The following is a 20,940-nucleotide window of genomic DNA, read 5'->3' as shown; positions in this document are numbered from 1 at the left end:
ATAGATACTCATAACGCGGGATTGGCGTAATAGTGCCATGTGAAAATCGCCATCGCGCCGCGATGGGGACGCCAGGCCTCGCCGAACTCGCGGGTCGGCTTTTCGGTGGGGCGTTCGGGCAGTTCGAGCAGCCGTTTGACGCCCTCCTGCACGGCCAGGTCCCCCGCCGGCCAGATATCGGTGCGGCCTTCGGCAAACAGCAGGTAGATCTCCGCCGACCAGCGCCCGATGCCCTTGATCCGGGTCAGCTCGGCGATGGCGGTCTCGTCGTCTTCGGGCAGCTTGTCGAAGTCGAGCTCGCCTGCGGCTGACAGTTCGCACAGGCTGCGCGCATAGCCCTGTTTCTGGCGCGACAATCCGCAGGCGCGCAGCGTATCGAAGTCGCGTTCGAGCAGGCAGGCGGGAGTGAATTCCGGACCCAGTTCCGCCTCAAGCTTGTTCCACATGCTGCTCGCTGCTGCGACCGAGACCTGCTGCCCCACGATCGTGCGCAACAGCGTCTTGAATCCGCGATCGCGGATGCGCGGTTCGGGATAGCCGACTCGTTCCAATTCGCGCGCGATGCGCGAGTCGCGTTCGGCCAGCGCGTCGAGGCCTGACCGGATTGCCTTGGCGCTCAGTCCCACTAATGATTCCCCTAGCTTGCAAATTAGCTCGGCAGACCGTAGCAGCCCGCCCGAGCACTCGATAGTGGCCGCAGCACATGCGCGCCGATCAGGAAGGAACTTGCACCGATGCCCAAGCTGACCGTCGTCAACCGTGCCGGGGAAGAATCGACCATCGATGTCGAAGATGGCCTGACCGTGATGGAAGCGATCCGCGACAATGGCTTCGACGAGCTGCTGGCGCTGTGCGGCGGGTGCTGCTCTTGCGCGACCTGTCATGTCCTGGTCGACCCGGGCTTCATGGGCAAGCTGCCGCAGATGAGCGAAGATGAGGACGATCTGCTCGAAAGCTCCGACCATCGCGGCGAAACTTCGCGCCTCGCATGCCAGATCGCCTTCACGACCGATCTCGACGGGCTCAAAGTAACTATCGCCCCTGAAGATTGAAGTTGATTGCGGCGGGCCGTGCTAGGCCCTAATTCTTCCCGCATGAACATTACCAAGCCATTCGGCTCGACGCTCGACCTGATCGGCAATACGCCGCTTGTCCTGCTAAAGGGGCCTAGCGAAGCGGCGGGTTGCGAGATCTGGGGCAAGTGCGAATTCACTAACCCCGGTTCCTCGGTGAAGGACCGCGCAGCACTCTACATCGTCCGCGATGCCGAAGCGCGCGGCGAACTCAAGCCCGGCGGCACCGTGGTAGAAGGGACTGCGGGCAATACCGGTATCGGCATCGCGCTGGTCGCAAATGCGCGCGGTTACAAGACCGTGATCGTGATGCCCGACAACCAGTCTCAGGAAAAGATGGACACGCTGCGCGCGCTTGGCGCGGAACTGGTGCTCGTGCCGCCGACCAAGTTCGCCGACCCCAACCATTTCGTGCACACTTCGCGCCGGCTGGCCGAGGAGACCGCCGGGGCGGTGTGGGCTAACCAGTTCGACAATATCGCTAACCGCAAGGCGCATATCGAGGGGACCGCACCAGAGCTGTGGGAGCAGCTTGAAGGCCGGATCGATGGCTTTACTTGCGCAGCGGGCACGGGAGGAACGATTGCGGGCGTTGGCATGGGTCTCAAGGCCTTTGACGAAAATGTGCGGATCGCGCTGACCGACCCGCATGGCGCCGCGCTCTACAATTATTTCGCCTGTGGCGAACTCAAGGCTGAAGGCTCCTCTGTTGCGGAGGGGATCGGGCAGGGCCGGATCACCGCCAATCTCGAAGGCGCGCCAATCGATACGCAATATCGCATTTCCGACGAGGAAGGGCTGCATTGGGTCGGGCGGTTGCTGCGCGAGGAGGGGCTCTGCCTCGGCCTGAGTTCTGGGATCAACGTCGCGGGCGCGATCGAACTGGGCAAGCAGCTGGTGGCGGACGGGCGCAAGGACGTGCGGGTCGCGACGATCCTGTGCGATACGGGCTTCCGCTATCTTTCGACGCTGTACAATGCCGATTGGCTCCGTTCGAAGGGTTTGCCGGTGTTCGAATGGCTCGAGCGCGATTGACTGGCGACGCCCAGGCTCTAGCCTGAACCTGCGATAGCGAAAGGCGATGTTGTGAAACTGCCCGAACTGCGCGGACCGAGCGAACCGCAGATGCCCGATGAAGGCGTCGCGGGCGGCGGTGCCTCCTCCGGAGGGAACCGCTCCCAGGCAGTGCAGCGCCTGCAGGTGGGGCTGTCGGGCCTTGCCGCCATGATCCTGCTGGTCGGCCTCGCCAACATCATCCAGGACCGGGCGCGGGTGGCCGACGAGATGGCCGTTCCCGAAGCAGCGTCTACGATTGCGCCGGCTGCGCCTCCGCCGCAGACCGACCCGCTGGCCGATGCCGGGGTCGTGCCCGATCTCCCGGCAGAGCCCTCGCCGAGCCAGAGCTCCGCAATCGTCCCAGAACAAGGCAATGGCCCAGGCCGCCCAACGCCTTAAGCTCGCCATCGCGGCCATGCTGCTGGCGCTCGGCATCGCTGCCGGGCTGTGGGCTTGGCAGCATGTTTCGCAGCCCGTGGATCGCAAGCCGCTTGGCGTGATGAGCAGCCTGCCGATCTATTGGCCCGAAGGGGCGGACCTGACGATGGTGATCGAGGGCGGAGGACAGGTGCCCTGGGTCCGCAGCACGCTTGAGGAACGTTACGAACTGTCGCCGCTCGATACGCTGGCAGCCGCGCCTGACGGGGAGGGCGGGCAGATCGACCCGCTTGCCGGGCTTGACCGGCTCCTGATTGCCCAGCCGCGCGGGCTCAGCCCTGCAGACAATGCTGCGCTCGACCAATGGGTGCGCGGCGGCGGACGGCTGCTGTTCCTTCTCGATCCGATGCTGACAGGGCGATACGCTGTGCCGCTTGGCGATCCGAGCCATCCGGTGGCGATGGGACTCATCCCGCCGGTCGTGGTGCGCTGGGGGCTGGGGATGCAGTTCAACGAAGCCCAGCCATTGGAGGTTCGCTCCGAAAGCTATGGCAGCGGTTCCATTCCCGTGCTGCTGGCGGGCGAGATGCTTTTGGCGGATCCCGATCCGGAGGCAAGCGACGAGGAACTGGCGGCGCGCGGCGATTGCCGAATCCTGGGCAGCGGGATCGCTGCGCAGTGCGATGTGGGGAAGGGGCGGGTAACTCTCGTCGCCGATGCCGCATTGCTCGAATTTTCGGATCCGCCGGGCGAAGCACCCGATCAACTGCTGGCACTGACCGAATTCGCCTTCAATTAGAGAAGGTTGAACCGCATTTCGGGCGCGACTCGTAGCTACCGGGGAAATCACGGGCAGCGCAGTGCGCTTGCGACTCGCGAGTCGCGAAATCGACGGAAAAACAGGGGATTGCACGTAGGACTTGCCGCGATCGGCGAGTGGTCAGGCAAAATTTGCACGAAAATATTCAATTATAAATCAATTATTTAACACATTATCCCGTGAATTCCCGTAAAAATCCCTTTCATCCCCATGCCTCCCGCGATATTACCAAGGCCCATCGGACATGGAGTTTCGTTCGGCGCCTCCCTCTCGGAGTGCGCACCGCCTGCACTCGCGCGCAGGCGGTGACGGCGAAGCTGTGTCTGTGGGGCAAAGGGGCCTCGGGGAACAGGGCGGAGGGGGACAAGTGTCTTTCGGAGGATATAGTGGACAGGCCTATTCGCCTTCGGGCGACAAGGGTCGTTTTGTCCTGCCTCCCAGCTTCCGCAAGGCGGTCAAGGAATCGTCCGACGGCCGCATCCTCTGCCTCGACAAGCACGATCGCTGGAATTGCCTCGTCGGCTTCGGCCTGTCGCGCAATGACGAACTCGAAGCGCAGCTCGACCGCGAGGAAGACCGCGCGCTGCGGCTTGGCCGCGACTTCGACCGCGACCTTCGCGCCACCCAGCTGTTCGGATTTGCCCAGGTGCCGTTCGATGACAGCGGCCGCTTCATCATGCCCGAGCACCTGCGCAGCCTCGGCCGCGTGGAAGACGGGCTCTATTTCCAGGGTGCGGGCCGGTTCTTCACGATCTGGAACCCGGTGGAGCTCTCGCGCATGGGCGAGGAATGGGAAGCGGCGCAGGCCGCTTGCGCCAATCTCGTCGCCGAGGCGCAAGCCAAGGGCAAGGGGGGCGGCAAATGAGCCCCGCCGCCCCAGCAAACGACGCCCCCCACATCCCCGTTCTCCTCGATGAAGTAATCGCTGCGCTCGACCCGCGGCCCGGCGATGTCATCGTGGATGCCACTTTCGGTGCGGGCGGATACACCCGCGCGCTGCTTGACTGCGGCGCGACCGTCCATGCCTTCGACCGCGATCCGGATGCGATCGCGCAAGGCCGCGGATGGGCCGAGGCGCGTACTACCCCTCCGCGCCTTGTGCTCCATCCGCGGCGCTTTTCGGAGATGGTGGCGGCACTGGCCGAGGCCGGCATTGCGCAGGTCGATGGCGTGGCGATGGATATCGGCGTCTCGTCGATGCAGCTTGACCAGCCCGAGCGGGGCTTCGCCTTCTCGGTCGATGGCCCGCTCGACATGCGGATGAGCCAGGAAGGCGAAAGCGCAGCGGATTTTCTCAATACCGCCGCGGAATCGACCATCGCCGATGTGCTTTACGAATATGGCGAAGAGCGCCAGTCGCGCCGCGTCGCCCGGGCGATCGTGGCGGCGCGCCCGCTCCACACTACTGGCGAGCTGGCCCGCGTGGTGCGCAAGGCGCTGGGCCACAAGCCGGGCGACAAGAAGGATCCCGCCACGCGCAGTTTCCAGGCGATCCGCATCCATGTGAACGGCGAGCTCGACGAATTGCGCGAAGGGCTGTTTGCGGCCGAGCACGTGTTGCGCGCTGGCGGGCGGCTGGCGGTGGTGAGCTTCCACAGCCTTGAGGATCGCATCGTCAAGCGCTTCCTGCGCGATGCCGCGGGCCGCAGCGGCGGCTCGCGCTATCTGCCCGAGAACGATGCGACGCCCGCGATCTTCACGCAGATTTCGAAGGGCATCCGCCCCTCCGACGCGGAAATTGCCCGCAATCCCCGAGCCCGTTCTTCAACTTTGCGCCACGCGGTGCGCAGCGACGCACCGCCGAGAAAGGAGGCCGCGTGATCATGTCCGGATCCCGTTTGCACCAGATCGGCTGGCTGGCTGTTCTCGCGATATGCGGCAGCCTGTTCCTCGCGCTCAGTTTCCGCGTCCACGCGGTGAAGAGCGAAGTGCTGTTGGCGGAACGCCAGATCATCGCGCTTGAGCGCGAGACGCTGATGCTCGAAACCGAATTCGAAGCGCGCGCCAACCAGCGCCAGCTCGCAGAATGGAACGAAGTCGACTTCGGATACCAGGCGCCGCGCGCGGACCAGTTCTTCGAAAGCGAACTCCAGCTGGCCAGCCTTAGCGCGCCGCTGGGCCCGGCCGCGCCCAGCCCGATCCGGGTCGCTCGTGCCGATAACGCAACCGATGGCGCTGCGCCTTCCGCTTCCCGCACGATGGTCTCGCCAGTCTCCGGCCGCCCCGTGACAATGGCCTCTGCCGCCATGCCCGGTGCTACTGCGACGGTGGCTGAAGCCTTTGGCGAACTGCTGGCCGAAGCCTCACCGGTGCGCAGCGCGCAAGCGCGCACCTTGCTGAGTGCCGAGGCGGCTGAATGAACACACTCACGGCCAGCGCGGCCATATCCACGGGCAGAGTCGAACTGGTAGCATTCCGGCGCGAATCCCTCGCTCTGGCGCGCTGGCGAGTGCTGTGGATCGCGCTGGTCTTTGCAGCGGTCGCCGCGGCGGCATTGCTGCGGATCGCCTATCTCGGGCTGGCCGATCACGGCACCACGCGCACTTCGCTTGAGGAAGCGCTGCTGCCGCCTCGCGGCGAAATCACCGATCGCAATGGCGTGCCGCTTGCGCGCGCCTTCCCGGCCTATGCGCTGTGGTACAATCCCAAGGCGCTGGGTGAAAGCGGCTCGCCGCTGGTCAAGTCGCCGCAGGAAGTGGCCGCGCGCCTTGCCGCAATCTTCCCCGAGCTCGACGAGATCGACGTCGCCGAGCGGCTCGCGTCGGGCAAGGCGGGTTATTTGCGCCGCCGCGTACTGCCTGAGGACGCGAACAAGGTGCAGGCTATCGGCGAACTGGCGCTGGAAATGCCGCGCGAGAACGACCGGCACTACCCGCAAGGCATGCTGGCCGCGCATATCCTTGGCTATGTCACGCCCGATGGCGAGGGCAAGATCGGCATGGAGCAAGTGCTCAACGAGCGATTGTCCGATCCCGTGACCCGCAGCACTCCCAAGCCGCTTTCGATCGACATTCGCGTGCAGGGCGCGCTGGAGGACGAGTTGCGGCGCGGCATGCTGGCCGTCAACGCAATGGGTGCAGCGGGGATCGTGCTGGATGTCGACACGGGTGAAGTGCTTGCGCTCGCGTCGCTGCCGGAATTCGACCCCAATGCGGTGCAGAGCGAAGACCTGATCCTGAGCGATGAAGCCCACAAGCGCGGCGAAACGCCGCGGGCATTCAACCGGGTTACCAACCAGGTTTATGAACTGGGTTCGACCTTCAAGCCGCTGACCATCGCAGCGGCGATCGACGCGGGCGTGGTGCGCGACTTCGGCAAGGAATGGAACGCCATGCCTGTCCAGGTCGGTCGATTCACGATCAAGGACCTGCACCCGCTGGGCGCTTCGCTCAACGTGCCGCAGGCGCTGATCCACTCGTCGAACACAGTGACTGCTCGCGTAGCCGACGAACTTGGGCCGGAGCGCTTGCGCCGCACGATGATGGATTTGGGCATGAACGAGCGGCCCTATATCGAGCTGCCTGCGCGCGGCTTCCCGCTGTGGCCGGGCAAGGACTGGGCGCGACTGACCAATATGACCGTCAGCTATGGCCATGGCATCGCGGTTACCCCGCTACACTTGGCCAGCGCCTATGCCGCCATTGTCAATGGCGGGATCTGGCGTCCCACGACCGTACACAAGCTGGCGGCGCATGAGGTTCCGCGCGGCCGCCGGGTGTTCAAGGCATCGACCTCGTCGCGAATGCGCCAACTTCTGCGCATGATCACGCTCTACGGTACTGGTCGCAAAGCCGATGCGCCGGGCTTCCGCGTGGGCGGCAAGACCGGATCGGCCGAAAAGCCGGGGGCTGGCGGCTACAAGCGTTCATCGCTGGTTTCGACCTTCGCCGCCGCTTTCCCGATGGATCGCCCGCGCTATGTCGTGGTGGCGATGCTCGACGAACCGCGCGGGACGATCGCCAGCTCGTTCCAGCGTACCGCAGGCTATACGGCAGCACCCATCGTGGGCAAGCTGGTGCCACGGATCGGGCCGCTGCTGGGTGTGCGCCCCGATACCAGTCGCGATGTTGATCTGACCGATCTCCAGGCGCTCGTGCCGGAGAAGGATTGATGAAGCTCGCGAGTTTGGCGGAAACTGCCGGGATTGCGCTCGCCGTAGCTGGTGAGGCCGAAGTGACCGGCTTCGCGATCGACCATCGCAAGGTCGCGCCCGGCACGGTGTTCGGTGCGTTCCGTGGCGCGCGGGTCAATGGCGAGGACTTCACTCCCGCTGCAGTCGAAGCGGGTGCGGTGGCGGTGGTCGCAAGGCCCGAAGCGTCGGTTGAAGGCGCGGTCCATATTGCCGATGCCGAACCGCGCCGTGCCTTTGCACGGCTTGCAGCAGCCTTCTTCACGCCCGTTCCGCGAGTGATCGTAGCGGTGACGGGCACCAACGGCAAAACCTCGATCGTCGAAATGACCCGCCAGCTCTGGCGCATGGGCGGCGAACGCTCGGCCAGCATCGGCACGCTGGGCGTAACAACGTCCGACGAAAGCGTTTCGACGGGTTTGACTACACCCGATATCGTCACCTTCCTGAGCAATATGAGCGGGTTGGCGCGCGAAGGCGTAACCCATGTCGCCTATGAGGCTTCGAGCCATGGGCTCGACCAGTTTCGCAATGAAGGCGTGCCCGTGGCGGCAGGCGCCTTCACCAATTTCAGCCGCGACCACCTCGATTACCACGGCACGATGGAAGCTTACTTCGCGGCCAAGATGCGGTTGTTCGACGAGGTGCTCCAGCCGGGATCGGCGGCAGTGATCTGGCATGGCGAGGACGATAGCGAGTGGACCCGCAAGGCCATCGAGCATGCGCAAGAAAGGTCGCTGCGCGTGCTCACGGTGGGCGAGCGGGGCGAATTCATCCGCCTCCTCGCCCGTACGCCGACCCAGCTCGGCCAGACGCTGGAGATCGAATACGAAGGCGCGCGCCGCACCATCAATCTGCCGCTGATCGGAGCCTATCAGGCCGCCAATGCGCTCACCGCTTGTGCGCTGGCGATCGCGACCGGCAGCCCGGTCGGCCAGGTATTGGATTCGGCGAACCGCCTGCAGCCGGTGCGCGGCCGGCTGGAGCGAGCGGCGATTACCGCCATGGGCGCTCCGGTCTATGTCGATTACGCACATACTCCCGACGCGCTCGAAGCGGCGATTGCGGCACTGCGCCCGCATGTCGAAGGGCGGCTGATCACGGTTTTCGGCGCAGGCGGCGACCGCGACCAGGGCAAGCGCGCGCCGATGGGCGCAGCGGCCGCAGCCGGTAGCGATGTGGTTATTGTGACCGATGACAATCCGCGCGGCGAAGATGCGGCGACAATTCGCGCCGCCGTGCTTGAAGGCGCGCCAGATGCTATCGAGATCGGTGACCGCCGCGCGGCGATTGCCGAAGCGATCCGCCTTGCGGGCGCGCAGGACATTGTACTGGTGGCGGGTAAAGGCCACGAACAAGGACAGATAATCGGGTCAGGAGAGTCTATGCGGATCTTGCCGTTCGACGACGTGCAGGTGGCGCGCGAGTGCGCCGGGGCGGAGGTGGCGCAATGAATGCTTTGAGAGCATTGCGTAGCTGGCCCGCCGACCAGCGCGATGCGCTGCCGCTGGCGCTGTGGAGTTCGGACGAGATTGCCGCGGCGACCGGAGGCATGGCAAGCCACGAATTCCAGGCTTCGGGCGTCGAGATGGACTCGCGCGACGTCCGCCGCGGCGACCTGTTCGTGGCACTTAGCGGCGAAGCGATGGACGGCCACCGCTTCCTGCCGCAGGCCTTCGCCAATGGTGCAGTTGCCGCGATCGTCGATCGACCGGTCGATTACCCGCATGTGCTGGTGAAGGACACCACCGCCGCGCTCCATGCGCTTGCTGCCGCCTCCCGCGACCGCGCTCAGGCGGTGCGCATCGGTGTGACCGGATCGGTCGGCAAGACCGGGGTCAAGGAAGCGATCTTCCTCGCGCTCGATCGCGCCAGCCGCGGCGCCGCGCACCGTAGCGTGCGCAGCTACAACAACCATGTCGGCGTGCCGCTCACGCTGGCGCGCATGCCCGCGCGCAGCCGCTTCGGAGTGTTCGAAATGGGCATGAACCACGCGGGCGAGATCCGTGCGCTGACGGCACATGTGCGCCCGCACGTCGCGCTCATCACCACCATTGCCCCGGCGCATATCGAGAACCTCGGCAGCATGGAGGCGATCGCCGCCGCCAAGGCCGAAATCTTTGAATCGCTGATGCCGGGCGGTACTGCGGTGATCCCGGCTGACAGCCCCTGGGTTGCGCAATTGCGCGAGGCGGCGAGGAAATATGCGGCGAAGGTCGTGACCTTCGGCAGTTCACCTGACGCCGATGTACGCCTGCTCGATGCCATCCCCAGCGCCAATGGCGGATCGCTGGTCACGGCGGACCTTGGTGATACGCGGCTGTGCTATTCGGTAGCCGAGCCGGGCGAACACTGGATCGCCAATTCGCTTGGCGTCATGGCGGCAGTGCAGGCGGCGGGCGGCGACCTTGGCGCGGCCGGCCTTGCGCTGGCAGAAATGGGCGGGCTCAAGGGTCGCGGCGCGCGCCACCAGCTGGCGGTGCCGGGGGGCAAGGCGCTGCTGATCGACGAAAGCTATAACGCCAACCCCGCTTCGATGCGTGCGACCCTGCGCCAATTGGGCCAGACCCCGGCCACAAGGCGGATCGCCGTGCTCGGAAGCATGAAGGAATTGGGCGACTTCGGGCCGAAGTTCCATGCGCAGCTGACGGAGCCTCTGGCGGAGGCGAAAGTCGACTATGCGATCCTGGTGGGCGACGAGATGCGCGCCCTCGCGCGGGAATTGGGGAAAGGCGGTGCAGTATCGCTTGGCATAACCGCCGGCTTCGCGCATTGCGATAACCCAGCCGAAGCGATCGCGGCGCTCAAGGAATTCGGCATCACTGCAGGTGATGCGATTTTGGTAAAGGGCTCCAACTCGGTCGGACTCGGCGCGCTGGTGTCACACTTCACGGGTCTTTCTGCAGCCGGGACCTAGGATTATCGCATGCTATACCTGATCGCCGAATGGCTGGGTTTCGAAGGCGTTTTCAACCTCATACGCTACCAGACCTTTCGTGTCGGGGCCACGTTGATCACGGCGCTCTTCATTGGCCTGCTGATCGGCCCGCGTTTCATCAACCTGCTGCGCGTGCGCCAGGGCAAGGGGCAGCCGATCCGCGAGGACGGCCCGCAATCGCATCTGGCCAAGCGCGGCACGCCGACGATGGGCGGGCTGATGATACTGGTTTCGCTCACGCTTTCGTTGCTGCTGTGGATGGATCTTTCCAATCCGCTGGTGTGGGCTTGCTTCGCGGTCACCATCGGTTTCGGGGCGATCGGCTTCCTCGACGATTACGACAAGGTTTCGAAATCGAGCCATCGCGGCGTGCCCGGGCGGGTGCGACTGCTGCTGGAATTCGTGGTTGCCGGCATCGCCTCGTGGATCATCGTGAGCCAGGTCAGCACCAATCTCTACGTACCTTTCCTCAGCGGCGTTTCGATCCCGCTCGGGCCGTTTTACTTCGTGTTTGCGGCGACGATCATCGTCGGTTTCGGCAATGCGGTGAACCTGACCGACGGGCTTGATGGCCTGGCGATCATGCCGGTGATCATCGCGGCGGGCACTTTCGCGATCATCGCCTATCTCGTCGGCCGCGTCGACTTCTCGGCTTATCTCGGCATCCCGCATGTTCCGGGCGCGGGCGAACTCGCGATCTTCTGCGCGGCGATCATGGGGGCGGGGCTCGCCTTCCTGTGGTTCAACGCGCCGCCTGCCGCCGTGTTCATGGGCGATACGGGCTCGCTTGCCTTGGGCGGCGCTCTGGGCGCGATTGCTGTCGCGAGCCATCACGAAATCGTGCTGCTGATTGTGGGCGGGCTGTTCGTGGTCGAGACCGCCAGCGTGATTATCCAGGTGTTCTGGTTCAAGCGCACCGGCAAGCGGGTGTTCCGCATGGCGCCGATCCACCACCATTTCGAGCAGCTTGGCTGGAGCGAAAGCAAGGTCGTGATCCGTTTCTGGATCATCGCGATCGTGCTGGCGATGGCGGGCCTGGCAACGCTGAAGCTGAGGTGACGCGCAGGTGATCACCTCTTCCGCCTTCCACGGAAAGAAATACGCAGTGTTGGGACTTGCGCGTTCGGGCGCCGCGACGGTCGAGGCGTTGCTGGCGAGCGGGGCGCAGGTGCTGGCGTGGGACCGGCAGGACAATGCGCGCGTGCCGTTCGAGGGGCGCTGCGAATTGGCCGATCCGCTGGAAATGGACCTGACCGGGTTCGACGGGGTGGTGGTATCGCCCGGCGTGCCGCTCAACACCCATCCGGTCAAGCCGCATGCCGAACGGTTCGGCGTGCCGGTGATCGGCGATATCGAACTGTTCGCGCAGGCGCGAGCCGAACTGCCGCCGCACAAGGTGGTGGGGATTTCCGGCACCAATGGCAAATCGACCACCACCGCGCTGGTGCACCATATCCTGAAGACTGCGGGCGTACCGACGACGATGGGCGGGAATATCGGCCTGCCGATCCTGGCGCAGGACCCGCTTCCAGAAGGCGGAGTTTATGTGCTCGAACTGTCGAGCTACCAGATCGACCTGACCTTCAGCCTCGATTGCGATGTCGCGGTGCTGCTCAATATCACGCCCGATCATCTGGATCGCTATGATGGCAGCTTCGAGAAATATGCCGCGAGCAAGGCACGGTTGTTCGAGATGCAGTCCGCCCAAAGGTTAGCGGTCGTCGAATATGCGGCTGAAGCTGATCTTGACGTTCTGGATGGAGCGTCCGAACAGCTTTCGATCCAATTCATCGACAAGGTTGATCTGCCGAGCGGACAAAACGACTGGCCATCGTTACAAGGCCCGCACAATCTGCAAAATACTCAGGCAGCTGTGGTTGCTTGTCGTGCGCTTGGGCTGACCGACGTTGTCATCGGAGAAGGCCTCCGCACCTTCACCGGTCTCCCCCACCGCATGGAGCGCGTCACCACTCACAACGGCGTGCTGTTCGTCAACGACAGCAAGGCGACGAACACCGACAGTGCCGCCCCGGCACTGGCTGCGTTTCCGCCCGATCCGGCGATCAATAATGGCGCGCCGCGTATCCACTGGATCGTCGGCGGATTGCCCAAGGAAGACGGGCTCGGCGCAACCGAGGCACATCTCGCCAATGTCAAGGCCGCCTATACCATCGGCGAAGCCGGGCCGCGCTTTGCCGAACTGCTTGCCCCGCATGTGCATGTAGAACGGGCGGAAATGATGTGCGAAGCGGTGACGCGCGCGATCGCACGCGCACGCCCCGGCGAAGTAGTTTTGCTGTCGCCCGCCTGCGCCAGTTTCGACCAGTTCCGCGACTATGAAGCCCGCGGCGCGCATTTCCGCCAGGTTGTGGCAGCGCTTACCGGCTCGGACGAAGAAGCCCTCGAAGCGCTCGCGACGGGAGAAACCGCATGAGTTCGGTCAAGCCCTATATCCCGCATCAGCGCGCGCGCAGGACCGGCCCGAACGCGCCGCTGCAGATCGACTGGCGCGGCGAGCTGCGTATCTGGTGGCGCGAAGTCGACCAGGTGGCGCTGGCCCTTGTATTGCTGCTGATGCTGGTCGGAACGGGTGCTGTCGCGGCAGCTTCGCCTGCCAGCGCGAGCCGCCTTTCGACCTCCGAAGTGCGGCTCGATGACTTCTATTTCTTCAAGCAGCATATCGTTTGGCAAACGCTGGGCATTGGGGTGATGCTTGGCGCATCCATGCTCTCGCGCGAGCGGGCGCGGCAGGCGGGCGTGCTGCTGGCATCGGCCATGCTGGTGCTGCTGGCGCTGGTCCCGCTGATCGGGTTCGAAGTGAATGGCGCCCAGCGCTGGATCAACCTCGGCTTTTCGCTCCAGCCGTCGGAATTCCTCAAACCCGCATTCGCCATCCTGCTCGCCTGGATCTTGAGCCTGCGGCTGCGCGATCCGGACTTGCCGGTGCTCGCCTTCGCATCGGCCATACTGGTGCTTGTCGCCATGCTGCTGATGATGCAGCCCAACCTTGGCGACACCATGCTGTTCGCAGGGATCTGGTTCGTGCTGGTGCTGCTTTCGGGCGTCAGCGTGCAGCGCCTGAGCGCACTGGTCGGCGTGGGCATCGTCGGACTGACTGCCGCCTATTTCCTCTATGACAATGCCCGCCACCGGATCGACTCCTTCCTTGGCGGCGGCACCGCCTTCGATCAGGTCGACCTGGCCGAACGCACGCTTCTGGCTGGCGGCTGGACCGGCACCGGGCTATGGTTGGGCATCCGCAAGATGAACCTGCCTGAAGCACATACGGACTATATTTTCTCGGTGATCGGCGAGGAATTCGGCCTGCTTGCCTGCGCTCTGGTGGTGATCCTGTATCTCGCCTTGCTGTGGCGCGTGCTGTTGCGGCTGGTGGACGAGGACAACCTTTTCGCGGTGTTGGCCGGTTCCGGCCTGGTCGCGGCGATCGGTGGACAGGCCTTCATCAACATTCTTGTGAACCTGCAGCTGTTCCCGTCGAAAGGGATGACGTTGCCGCTGGTCAGCTATGGCGGTTCCTCGACCATCGCGATGTGCCTCACGGTGGGGCTGTTGCTGGCGATCACCCGTCGCAATCCGTTCCTGCGGCGCGAAACGCCGGGGCTCAAGGCGATGCTCGAACGGCGGGAGGATGCGGCATGAGCGGCGATATTCGTACCGGCGCCAGCCGCCACTATGTCCTCGCCGCTGGTGGCACCGGCGGGCACCTGATCCCGGCCTTTGCGCTTGCGAAAGAGCTGGACCGGCGAGGGCACCATGTCGCGCTGATCACCGATGAGCGCGGCGCGGCGATCCCCGGCAAGCCCGATTTCCTTACCGCGCATGTGATCCCGGCGGGCCGCTTCGGCAAGAACCCGCTGCGTTGGCTGGGCGGGATCAAGGCCGTGCTCGAAGGGCGCGCAATGGCGCATCGCCTGTTCGACACTTTCGCGCCGAGCGCGGTGGTGGGCTTCGGCGGCTATCCGGCCTTTCCCGCGATGCTGGCGGCGACGGGCGCGGGCATTCCCACGGTGATCCACGAGCAGAATGCAGTGCTGGGTCGCGTCAACCGCCTGCTGGCAGGCCGGGTGGATGCGATCGCTACCTCCTATGACGAGGTCGAGCGGCTCAAGCACAAATTTATCGACAGGGTGCATGTGGTGGGCAACCCGGTGCGCCCCGAAGTTCTTGCCCTGCGCGACGAGGATTACCCGGCTTTCACTGAAGACGGCTTGCTCAAGGTGCTCGTCACCGGCGGCAGCCAGGGCGCGCGCGTGCTGTCCGAAGTGGTGCCCGACGGGCTGGCAATGCTGCCGCCCGCGCTGCGCCAGCGGTTGCAGGTGACCCAGCAATGCCGCGCCGAAGATCTCGACCGGGTGCGCGAACGCTATCGTACGCATGACATCCCGGCGGAGCTTGGCACCTATTTCGAGGACATGGACGCGCGGCTGGCCGAATGCCATTTGTTCATCGGCCGCGCCGGCGCCTCGACCATTGCCGAGCTTACTGCGGTGGGCCGCCCGGCGATCCTGATCCCACTACCGATCGCGACAGACGACCATCAGGCTGCCAATACGCGCGAAATGGTGAAGGCAGGCGGAGCGCGGATGATCCGCCAGCCCGCGGTCACGGTGAAGGAAGTCACCGGCTGGGACGACAAGGACAATCGCGAGCGGGTGGCGCAGTCCGACGCATTCCAGAAGCTGTCGAAGGATATTTCGCTCCAGATCCAGGCGATGGCGATGGCTCCGCAGACGCTGGCCAATGCCGCGCATGCAGCGTGGAACTGCGGGCGGCCGCATGCCGCGCGCGACCTTGCCGACCTTGTCGAAGGTTTTGGCGGGGTTGACCTGATGGATGTGATCCGCGTCGGCAGCGAAAGTCTTGAGCGCAATGGCGAGGGCGCACCCGCCACCGGCATGGCCAATCGGGATCGTGCGGCATGAAGGGCGTCGGCACCGACATCGGGGTGATCCATTTCGTCGGCATCGGCGGGATCGGCATGTCGGGCATCGCCGAGGTGATGCACAACCTTGGTTACCAGGTGCAGGGATCGGACATCGCCGAAAGCGCGAGCGTCGAGCGGCTGCGCGCGCGCGGGATCGAGGTCAAGATCGGCCATGCGCGCGAGAATGTCGAAGGCGTGGCTGTGGTGGTAACTTCCACGGCCGTGCGCCGTGCCAACCCTGAAGTTGCGGCGGCATTGGAAGCGCGCATCCCGGTGGTTCGCCGCGCGGAAATGCTGGCGGAACTGATGCGGCTCAAATCGACCGTCGCGGTCGCCGGCACGCATGGCAAGACCACAACCACCAGCATGATCGCGGCGCTGCTCGATCGCGGCGGGATCGATCCCACCGTGATCAACGGCGGGATCATCGAGCAATATGGCTCGAACGCGCGGCTTGGCGCTTCCGACTGGATGGTGGTCGAAGCCGACGAGAGTGACGGCAGCTTCCTGCGGCTCGACGGGACGATCGCGGTCGTCACCAATATCGATCCCGAGCACCTCGACCATTACGGCGATTTCGAAGGCGTGAAGCGCGCTTTCGTGGAGTTCATCCACAACGTGCCCTTCTATGGCGCTGCCGTGCTGTGCATCGACCATCCTGAAGTCCAGGCGGTGATCGGCCAGGTGCGTGACCGCAAGGTGGTGACCTACGGTTTCTCGCTCCAGGCCGATATTTGCGGGATCAATGTCCGGCCCGATGCGGGCGGCAATTTGTTCGACGTGATCGTGCGCCAGCGCGGCGAGGAAGACCGCCGCATCGAAGGCGTACGACTGCCGATGCCAGGGCGGCACAACGTCCAGAATGCGCTCGCCGCGATCGCAGTGGCCATTGAGATGGGCTGCGGCGACGATGTGATCCGCGAAGGTTTCGGCGCGTTCGGCGGGGTGCGGCGGCGCTTTACCAAGGTGGGCGAAGTCGCGCTCGAGGGCGGGACCGCTACGGTGATCGACGACTATGCGCATCACCCGGTCGAAATCCAGGCCGTGCTCGCCGCCGCGCGCGAAGCGGTTGGCGGCGCGAACGGCGGGCGCGTGATCGGGGTGGCGCAGCCGCACCGCTTCACTCGGCTACGCGATTTGATGGACGAGTTCCAGACCTGCTTCAACGAGGCTGACCGCGTGTATGTTACGCCGGTCTATACCGCCGGTGAGGAGCCAATCGAAGGCGTCAATGCCGAAGCGCTGGTGGCGGGGCTCAAGTCGCGCGGGCACCGTTCGGCAGCCACAGTCGCCGACCAGTCCGAACTGGCACAGGTGCTGGCCGGCGATCTCAAGGCAGGCGACATCGTCGTGTGCCTTGGCGCGGGCGACATCACCAAATGGGCGGCGGGGCTGGCCGATGCGATCGCAGCACGGAGGGGCGCGTGATGGCGGCCGAGGCCTTGCCGCAAGCGATGCCCGAAGTGCGCGGCAAGCTCACTCCCGATGCGCCGCTGGCCAAGCTGGTCTGGTTCAAGACCGGCGGCTGCGCGGACTGGCTGTTCGAGCCGGCCGATGCAGATGACCTTTCTGATTTCCTGCGTGCGCTCGATCCGGCAATTCCCGTGATGGCGCTGGGTTTCGGCTCCAACATGATCGTCCGCGATAGCGGCGTGCCGGGCGTGGTGATCCGGCTCGGCAAGGCATTCGCGGGAGTCGAACGGATCGATTCCACCACCTTGCGCTGCGGCGGCGGGGCCAGCGGCATACTGGTTTCCTCGACCGCGCGCGATGCGGGGATCGGCGGGCTCGAATTCCTGCGTTCGATCCCGGGCACGGTTGGCGGCTTCGTGCGGATGAATGGCGGGGCTTATGGCCGCGAGGTCAAGGATGTCCTCAGGGTTTGCGAAGTTGTGCTGCGCAGCGGCCAGCGCAAATTCCTGTCGCCAGAAGATCTTGCCTATACCTATCGCCATTCGGAACTGCCCGAAGGTGCGGTGGTGATCTCCGCGACCTTCCGCGGCCATATCGACAGCCCGGAGGCGATCCAGGCCGAAATGGATCGCATTGCCGCTGCGCGCGAAGCTTCGCAGCCGCTGCGCACCAAGACCGGCGGCTCGACCTTCAAGAACCCCGAGGGGCTGAAGGCCTGGCAATTGGTCGACGAAGCGGGTTGCCGCGGCCTGACGGTGGGCGGGGCGCAGGTTTCCGAAAAGCACACCAACTTCCTGATCAACACGGGCGACGCCACCAGCAGCGACATTGAGGCGCTGGGCGAAGAGGTGCGCCGCCGGGTCAAGCAAAACTCGGGCGTCGAGCTCGAATGGGAAATCCAACGAGTAGGCCGCAAGTGACGCTCCCCAAACTCCATGTCGTTGTATTGATGGGTGGCTGGGCCAACGAACGCGAGGTCTCGCTGATGAGCGGCAATGGCGTCGCCGCTGCGCTGGAATCGCGCGGGCACCGCGTCACAAGGATCGACATGGATCGGCAAATTGCCGCACGGCTGGCCGAGGCCGCGCCCGATGTCGTCTTCAACGCGCTCCACGGTGTGCCGGGCGAAGACGGCACCGTGCAGGGCATGCTCGACCTGATGGGCATCCCCTATACCCATTCGGGGCTCGCCACTTCGGTGATCGCGATCGACAAGCAGCTGACCAAGCAGGCGCTCGTGCCGCATGGCATCCCCATGCCGGGCGGGCGGATCGTGAAGAGCGCCGATCTTTTTAAGAGAGATCCGATCGCGCGCCCCTATGTGCTCAAGCCGGTCAACGAAGGCTCTTCGGTCGGGGTGGCGATCGTCACCGCAGACGGCAATTACGGCAGCCCGATCGATCGCACTGTGCCGGGGCCATGGCAGAAGTTCGACGAGCTTCTGGCCGAACCCTATATTCGCGGGCGAGAGCTCACCACCGCAGTCCTGGACGAGCCGGGCGGGGCACGCGCCCTCGGCGTTACCGAACTGAGGCCCAAGTCCGGCTTCTACGACTTCGACGCAAAATATACCGACGGGCTGACCGAGCATGTCTGCCCCGCCGACATCCCGGCGGAGATTGCTGCGCTGTGCTGCGAATATGCGGTGCGCGCGCACAAGCTGCTCGGCTGCCATGGCACCAGCCGCACCGATTTCCGCTGGGACGACGAACAGGGCGAGAGCGGGCTTTTCGTGCTCGAAACGAATACCCAGCCGGGGATGACGCCGCTCAGCCTCGTGCCCGAGCAGGCGCGCCATGTGGGTATGAGCTACGCCGATCTGGTCGAGGCTATCGTCGAGGAAGCGCTGCAACGGATGGCGCCCGGGAAACTGGCGGGAGGCGCCGGTGACCACGATTAGGCGATCTGCCAAGGGCGTGAGGCGCGTCGCGCGCGCAAACGATCGCGCGAACAAGGCGCGCAAGGCCCGCAGCACTACCAGCGGCATCATCGACTGGCTGATGGGCCTGCTGCCCTTCACCGAAGAGCAGCTCCATCGCATTTTCCTGGTGCTTATCATCGCCGCGGCCGTGGCGCTTGCCTGGTTCATCGCCACGCTGGCGGGCGTACCGTCGATGGCGCAGGCGCAGCTAGCGCATCTGGCGTCCAATGCCGGTTTCGAAGTGCGCCATGTGCGCGTGAGCGGGGTCGAACGCATGAACCAGGACCGCGTTTACGAACGCGTGTTGAGCGAGCGCGACCGGCCCATGCCGCAAGTCGACATCGAAACGATCCGTTCGGACTTGCTCGAATTGCCATGGGTCAAGGACGCGCGCGTTTCGCAGCAATTGCCGGATACGCTGGCAATCGACATAGTCGAACGGCAGCCGCATGCGGTGTTGCAGAAGGCCGACCGCCTGGTCCTGGTCGACGTAGAAGGCAATGAGCTGGAGCCGGTCAGCCGCAATGCGATCGGCGAGCGCCTGCTGATTTCCGGTCCCGGAGCGGCACGCCAGGTCGGTTCGCTCGACCGACTGCTCGAAACCGCGCCCGCGCTGAGGCCGCAGGTTGGCGGGGCCGAATGGGTCGGCAACCGGCGCTGGAACCTGACGTTCAAGACCGGGCAGGTGCTCGCGCTGCCGCAGGGCGATGACGAAGCCGCCGCGGCGCTGGTGTCTTTCGCCCGGCTCGACGGGCAGAACCGCCTGCTGGGCGGCGAAGTTTCGACATTCGACATGCGCGCGCCGCCGCGCATCTACATGCGCATTCCCGGTCGTGCGGACCAGGTACTGAACGCCAAGAAGGAAGGGACTCCCTGATGGCTGCAACGCGATTCACGCGTTATTTCGGGGCGGTCAATACCGGCTCTTTCCGGATCTCGGCCATGATCATGGGCCAGACCGAAAGCGGCGAGTTGCAGGTGCTCGGGTCGGGCCACCGCGCCTCGAACGGGATCAAGCGCGGCTATGTCACCGACATGGCGGCGGCGACCTATGCCATTCGTGACGCGGTCGAGCGTGCCGAAAAGAATGCCGGCACCAGCGTGCAGAGCGTGTGGGTCGGTTGCGCCGGAGCCGGGCTCGCCAGCCAGGTCGCGAAGGTCGAGATCGATATTGGCGGGCGCCGGATCGAGGAAGAGGATATCGAGCACCTGCTGATCGCCGCGCGCGATACGATCCAGCCCGACGGGCGGATGGTGCTGCATGCGCAGCCGGCGCACTACACGCTCGATGGCGCGCATGGCGTGGCCAATCCCAAGGGCCTCCATGCCGAGCGGCTGGGGGTCGATATCCACGTGATGCTGGCCGATGGCGCGCCTGTCCGCAATCTCACCGAAGCGGTGCAGAACGCGCATCTCGATGTCGAAGCGGTTGTGGCGGCCCCGCTCGCCGCAGGTTACGCCTGCCTCAGCGAAGAAGAGCGCGAACTGGGCGTTGCTTTGGTCGAGATCGGCGGGGAAGTGACCAATGTCGCGGTCTATGCGGCGGGCATGCTGCTGGGGCTGCGCGCGCTGCCCTATGGTTCTGGCGATATCACCGATGCGATTGCTTCGGCTTTCGGGATTCGCCGCTTCCAGGCGGAGCGGCTCAAATGCGTTTCGGGATCGGCCATCGCCAGCCCGACCGACCATCGCGAGATGATCCCGGTGAACGGCCCGGGCGACGACCAGGCTGGGCCGGTCGCACGCGGAGCCGATGACAAGAACCGCGTGGCGCGGGCCGAACTGGTCTCGATCGTCACGCAGCACTTGTCGCGGCTGACCGATGAGATCGGCCGTGCGCTCAAGTCGATGGGTTTCAGCGGGGTGCGCGGCGGGCAGGTGGTGATGACCGGCGGCGGTGCCGAGCTGGCCGGGCTCGCAGAATTCGCGCAGGGCGCGCTGGGAATGCCGGTTCGGATCGGGCGCCCGCCCGCGCTTACCGGCCTGCCCGAAGCCCACGCCACGCCCGGTTTCGCCACTTTGGCGGGGCTGTGCCTCTATGCGGCGGACGACCCGGTCGACATTCGTTCGATCGGCGAACCGAGCGCGCCGATCACGCGGTTGGGCGGGGCCTTGGGCCTGAGCCGGCTGTGGCGTGCGCTCAAAGAAGGATTTTGATGTGATTGAGGGCAAAACCCCGGCCCTTAACCACTGTGGATAAGGGTTGTTGGGCTATCAACGGTGTAGCTCCTTTGTGTCAAACACGGGGTAAAGGTTAATTGGGCCGT

Annotated in this window: 20 protein-coding genes; 19 read left to right on the top strand and 1 reads right to left on the bottom strand. The window is 65.0% G+C overall.

Translation table 11 applies throughout. From position 1 onward, the window contains the following. Positions 1-8 precede the first annotated feature (8 nt). On the bottom strand, positions 9-626 hold the full coding sequence (locus tag VRS74_RS06575; RefSeq protein ID WP_354144453.1) for a DNA-3-methyladenine glycosylase family protein: 618 nt from the start codon (positions 624-626) through the stop codon (positions 9-11). Positions 627-734: 108 nt separating this feature from the next. Between VRS74_RS06575 and VRS74_RS06570 the strand changes: the two genes are divergently transcribed. From VRS74_RS06570 to ftsA, 19 genes are all read left to right on the top strand, one after another. Next, complete coding sequence (locus VRS74_RS06570; protein ID WP_354144452.1) at positions 735-1,052, top strand: 2Fe-2S iron-sulfur cluster-binding protein; 318 nt, start codon at positions 735-737, stop codon at positions 1,050-1,052. A gap of 42 nt (positions 1,053-1,094) precedes the next feature. After that, positions 1,095-2,108: a cysteine synthase A gene (locus tag VRS74_RS06565; protein WP_354144451.1), complete on the top strand. Its 1,014-nt coding sequence runs from the start codon at positions 1,095-1,097 to the stop codon at positions 2,106-2,108. A gap of 51 nt (positions 2,109-2,159) precedes the next feature. Beyond that, positions 2,160-2,528, top strand: coding sequence for a hypothetical protein (locus VRS74_RS06560; RefSeq protein WP_354144450.1), 369 nt, complete (start codon positions 2,160-2,162; stop codon positions 2,526-2,528). Next, positions 2,503-3,306: a Gldg family protein gene (locus VRS74_RS06555; protein WP_354144449.1), complete on the top strand. Its 804-nt coding sequence runs from the start codon at positions 2,503-2,505 to the stop codon at positions 3,304-3,306. Before VRS74_RS06560 ends, VRS74_RS06555 begins: the two co-directional genes overlap by 26 nt. A 388-nt stretch (positions 3,307-3,694) precedes the next feature. Beyond that, complete coding sequence (locus tag VRS74_RS06550) at positions 3,695-4,192, top strand: division/cell wall cluster transcriptional repressor MraZ (RefSeq protein WP_354144448.1); 498 nt, start codon at positions 3,695-3,697, stop codon at positions 4,190-4,192. Beyond that, complete coding sequence (gene rsmH / locus VRS74_RS06545) at positions 4,189-5,148, top strand: 16S rRNA (cytosine(1402)-N(4))-methyltransferase RsmH (protein WP_354144447.1); 960 nt, start codon at positions 4,189-4,191, stop codon at positions 5,146-5,148. Before VRS74_RS06550 ends, rsmH begins: the two co-directional genes overlap by 4 nt. A 2-nt stretch (positions 5,149-5,150) precedes the next feature. Continuing rightward, a complete protein-coding gene (locus VRS74_RS06540; RefSeq protein WP_354144446.1) occupies positions 5,151-5,687 on the top strand; it encodes a hypothetical protein in 537 nt (178 codons plus the stop codon). Continuing rightward, positions 5,684-7,438, top strand: coding sequence for a peptidoglycan D,D-transpeptidase FtsI family protein (locus VRS74_RS06535; RefSeq protein ID WP_354144445.1), 1,755 nt, complete (start codon positions 5,684-5,686; stop codon positions 7,436-7,438). The genes VRS74_RS06540 and VRS74_RS06535 overlap by 4 nt, the downstream gene beginning before the upstream one ends. Further along, entirely contained in the window at positions 7,438-8,910 is a 1,473-nt protein-coding gene (locus tag VRS74_RS06530) for a UDP-N-acetylmuramoyl-L-alanyl-D-glutamate--2,6-diaminopimelate ligase (protein ID WP_354144444.1), read from the top strand. The genes VRS74_RS06535 and VRS74_RS06530 overlap by 1 nt, the downstream gene beginning before the upstream one ends. Next, complete coding sequence (locus tag VRS74_RS06525) at positions 8,907-10,373, top strand: UDP-N-acetylmuramoyl-tripeptide--D-alanyl-D-alanine ligase (RefSeq protein ID WP_354144443.1); 1,467 nt, start codon at positions 8,907-8,909, stop codon at positions 10,371-10,373. Before VRS74_RS06530 ends, VRS74_RS06525 begins: the two co-directional genes overlap by 4 nt. A gap of 9 nt (positions 10,374-10,382) precedes the next feature. Then, positions 10,383-11,453 carry a phospho-N-acetylmuramoyl-pentapeptide-transferase gene (mraY, locus tag VRS74_RS06520; RefSeq protein ID WP_354144442.1) on the top strand — a complete coding sequence of 357 codons (1,071 nt, stop codon included), beginning with the start codon at positions 10,383-10,385 and terminating at the stop codon, positions 11,451-11,453. Between the two features lie 7 nt (positions 11,454-11,460). Further along, complete coding sequence (gene murD / locus VRS74_RS06515; RefSeq protein ID WP_354144441.1) at positions 11,461-12,828, top strand: UDP-N-acetylmuramoyl-L-alanine--D-glutamate ligase; 1,368 nt, start codon at positions 11,461-11,463, stop codon at positions 12,826-12,828. Next, complete coding sequence (locus tag VRS74_RS06510; RefSeq protein WP_354144440.1) at positions 12,825-14,054, top strand: FtsW/RodA/SpoVE family cell cycle protein; 1,230 nt, start codon at positions 12,825-12,827, stop codon at positions 14,052-14,054. The genes murD and VRS74_RS06510 overlap by 4 nt, the downstream gene beginning before the upstream one ends. Then, the gene (gene murG / locus VRS74_RS06505) at positions 14,051-15,337 is read left to right on the top strand and encodes an undecaprenyldiphospho-muramoylpentapeptide beta-N-acetylglucosaminyltransferase (protein ID WP_354144439.1); all 1,287 of its coding nucleotides are present in this window, start codon (positions 14,051-14,053) and stop codon (positions 15,335-15,337) included. The genes VRS74_RS06510 and murG overlap by 4 nt, the downstream gene beginning before the upstream one ends. Continuing rightward, positions 15,334-16,767: a UDP-N-acetylmuramate--L-alanine ligase gene (gene murC, locus VRS74_RS06500; RefSeq protein WP_354144438.1), complete on the top strand. Its 1,434-nt coding sequence runs from the start codon at positions 15,334-15,336 to the stop codon at positions 16,765-16,767. The genes murG and murC overlap by 4 nt, the downstream gene beginning before the upstream one ends. After that, positions 16,767-17,672 carry a UDP-N-acetylmuramate dehydrogenase gene (gene murB, locus VRS74_RS06495; RefSeq protein ID WP_354144437.1) on the top strand — a complete coding sequence of 302 codons (906 nt, stop codon included), beginning with the start codon at positions 16,767-16,769 and terminating at the stop codon, positions 17,670-17,672. The genes murC and murB overlap by 1 nt, the downstream gene beginning before the upstream one ends. Continuing rightward, positions 17,642-18,652 carry a D-alanine--D-alanine ligase gene (locus tag VRS74_RS06490; protein WP_435521381.1) on the top strand — a complete coding sequence of 337 codons (1,011 nt, stop codon included), beginning with the start codon at positions 17,642-17,644 and terminating at the stop codon, positions 18,650-18,652. Before murB ends, VRS74_RS06490 begins: the two co-directional genes overlap by 31 nt. After that, the gene (locus VRS74_RS06485; RefSeq protein WP_435521380.1) at positions 18,639-19,550 is read left to right on the top strand and encodes a cell division protein FtsQ/DivIB; all 912 of its coding nucleotides are present in this window, start codon (positions 18,639-18,641) and stop codon (positions 19,548-19,550) included. The genes VRS74_RS06490 and VRS74_RS06485 overlap by 14 nt, the downstream gene beginning before the upstream one ends. Then, positions 19,550-20,830 (top strand): cell division protein FtsA, encoded by a 1,281-nt coding sequence (gene ftsA / locus VRS74_RS06480; RefSeq protein WP_354144435.1) that lies wholly within the window; start codon positions 19,550-19,552, stop codon positions 20,828-20,830. The genes VRS74_RS06485 and ftsA overlap by 1 nt, the downstream gene beginning before the upstream one ends. Positions 20,831-20,940 lie beyond the last annotated feature (110 nt).

This window comes from Altererythrobacter litoralis (assembly GCF_036324225.1).
Lineage (GTDB): Bacteria > Pseudomonadota > Alphaproteobacteria > Sphingomonadales > Sphingomonadaceae > Erythrobacter > Erythrobacter litoralis_A.
This window is presented reverse-complemented; position numbering and strand designations above follow the sequence as displayed.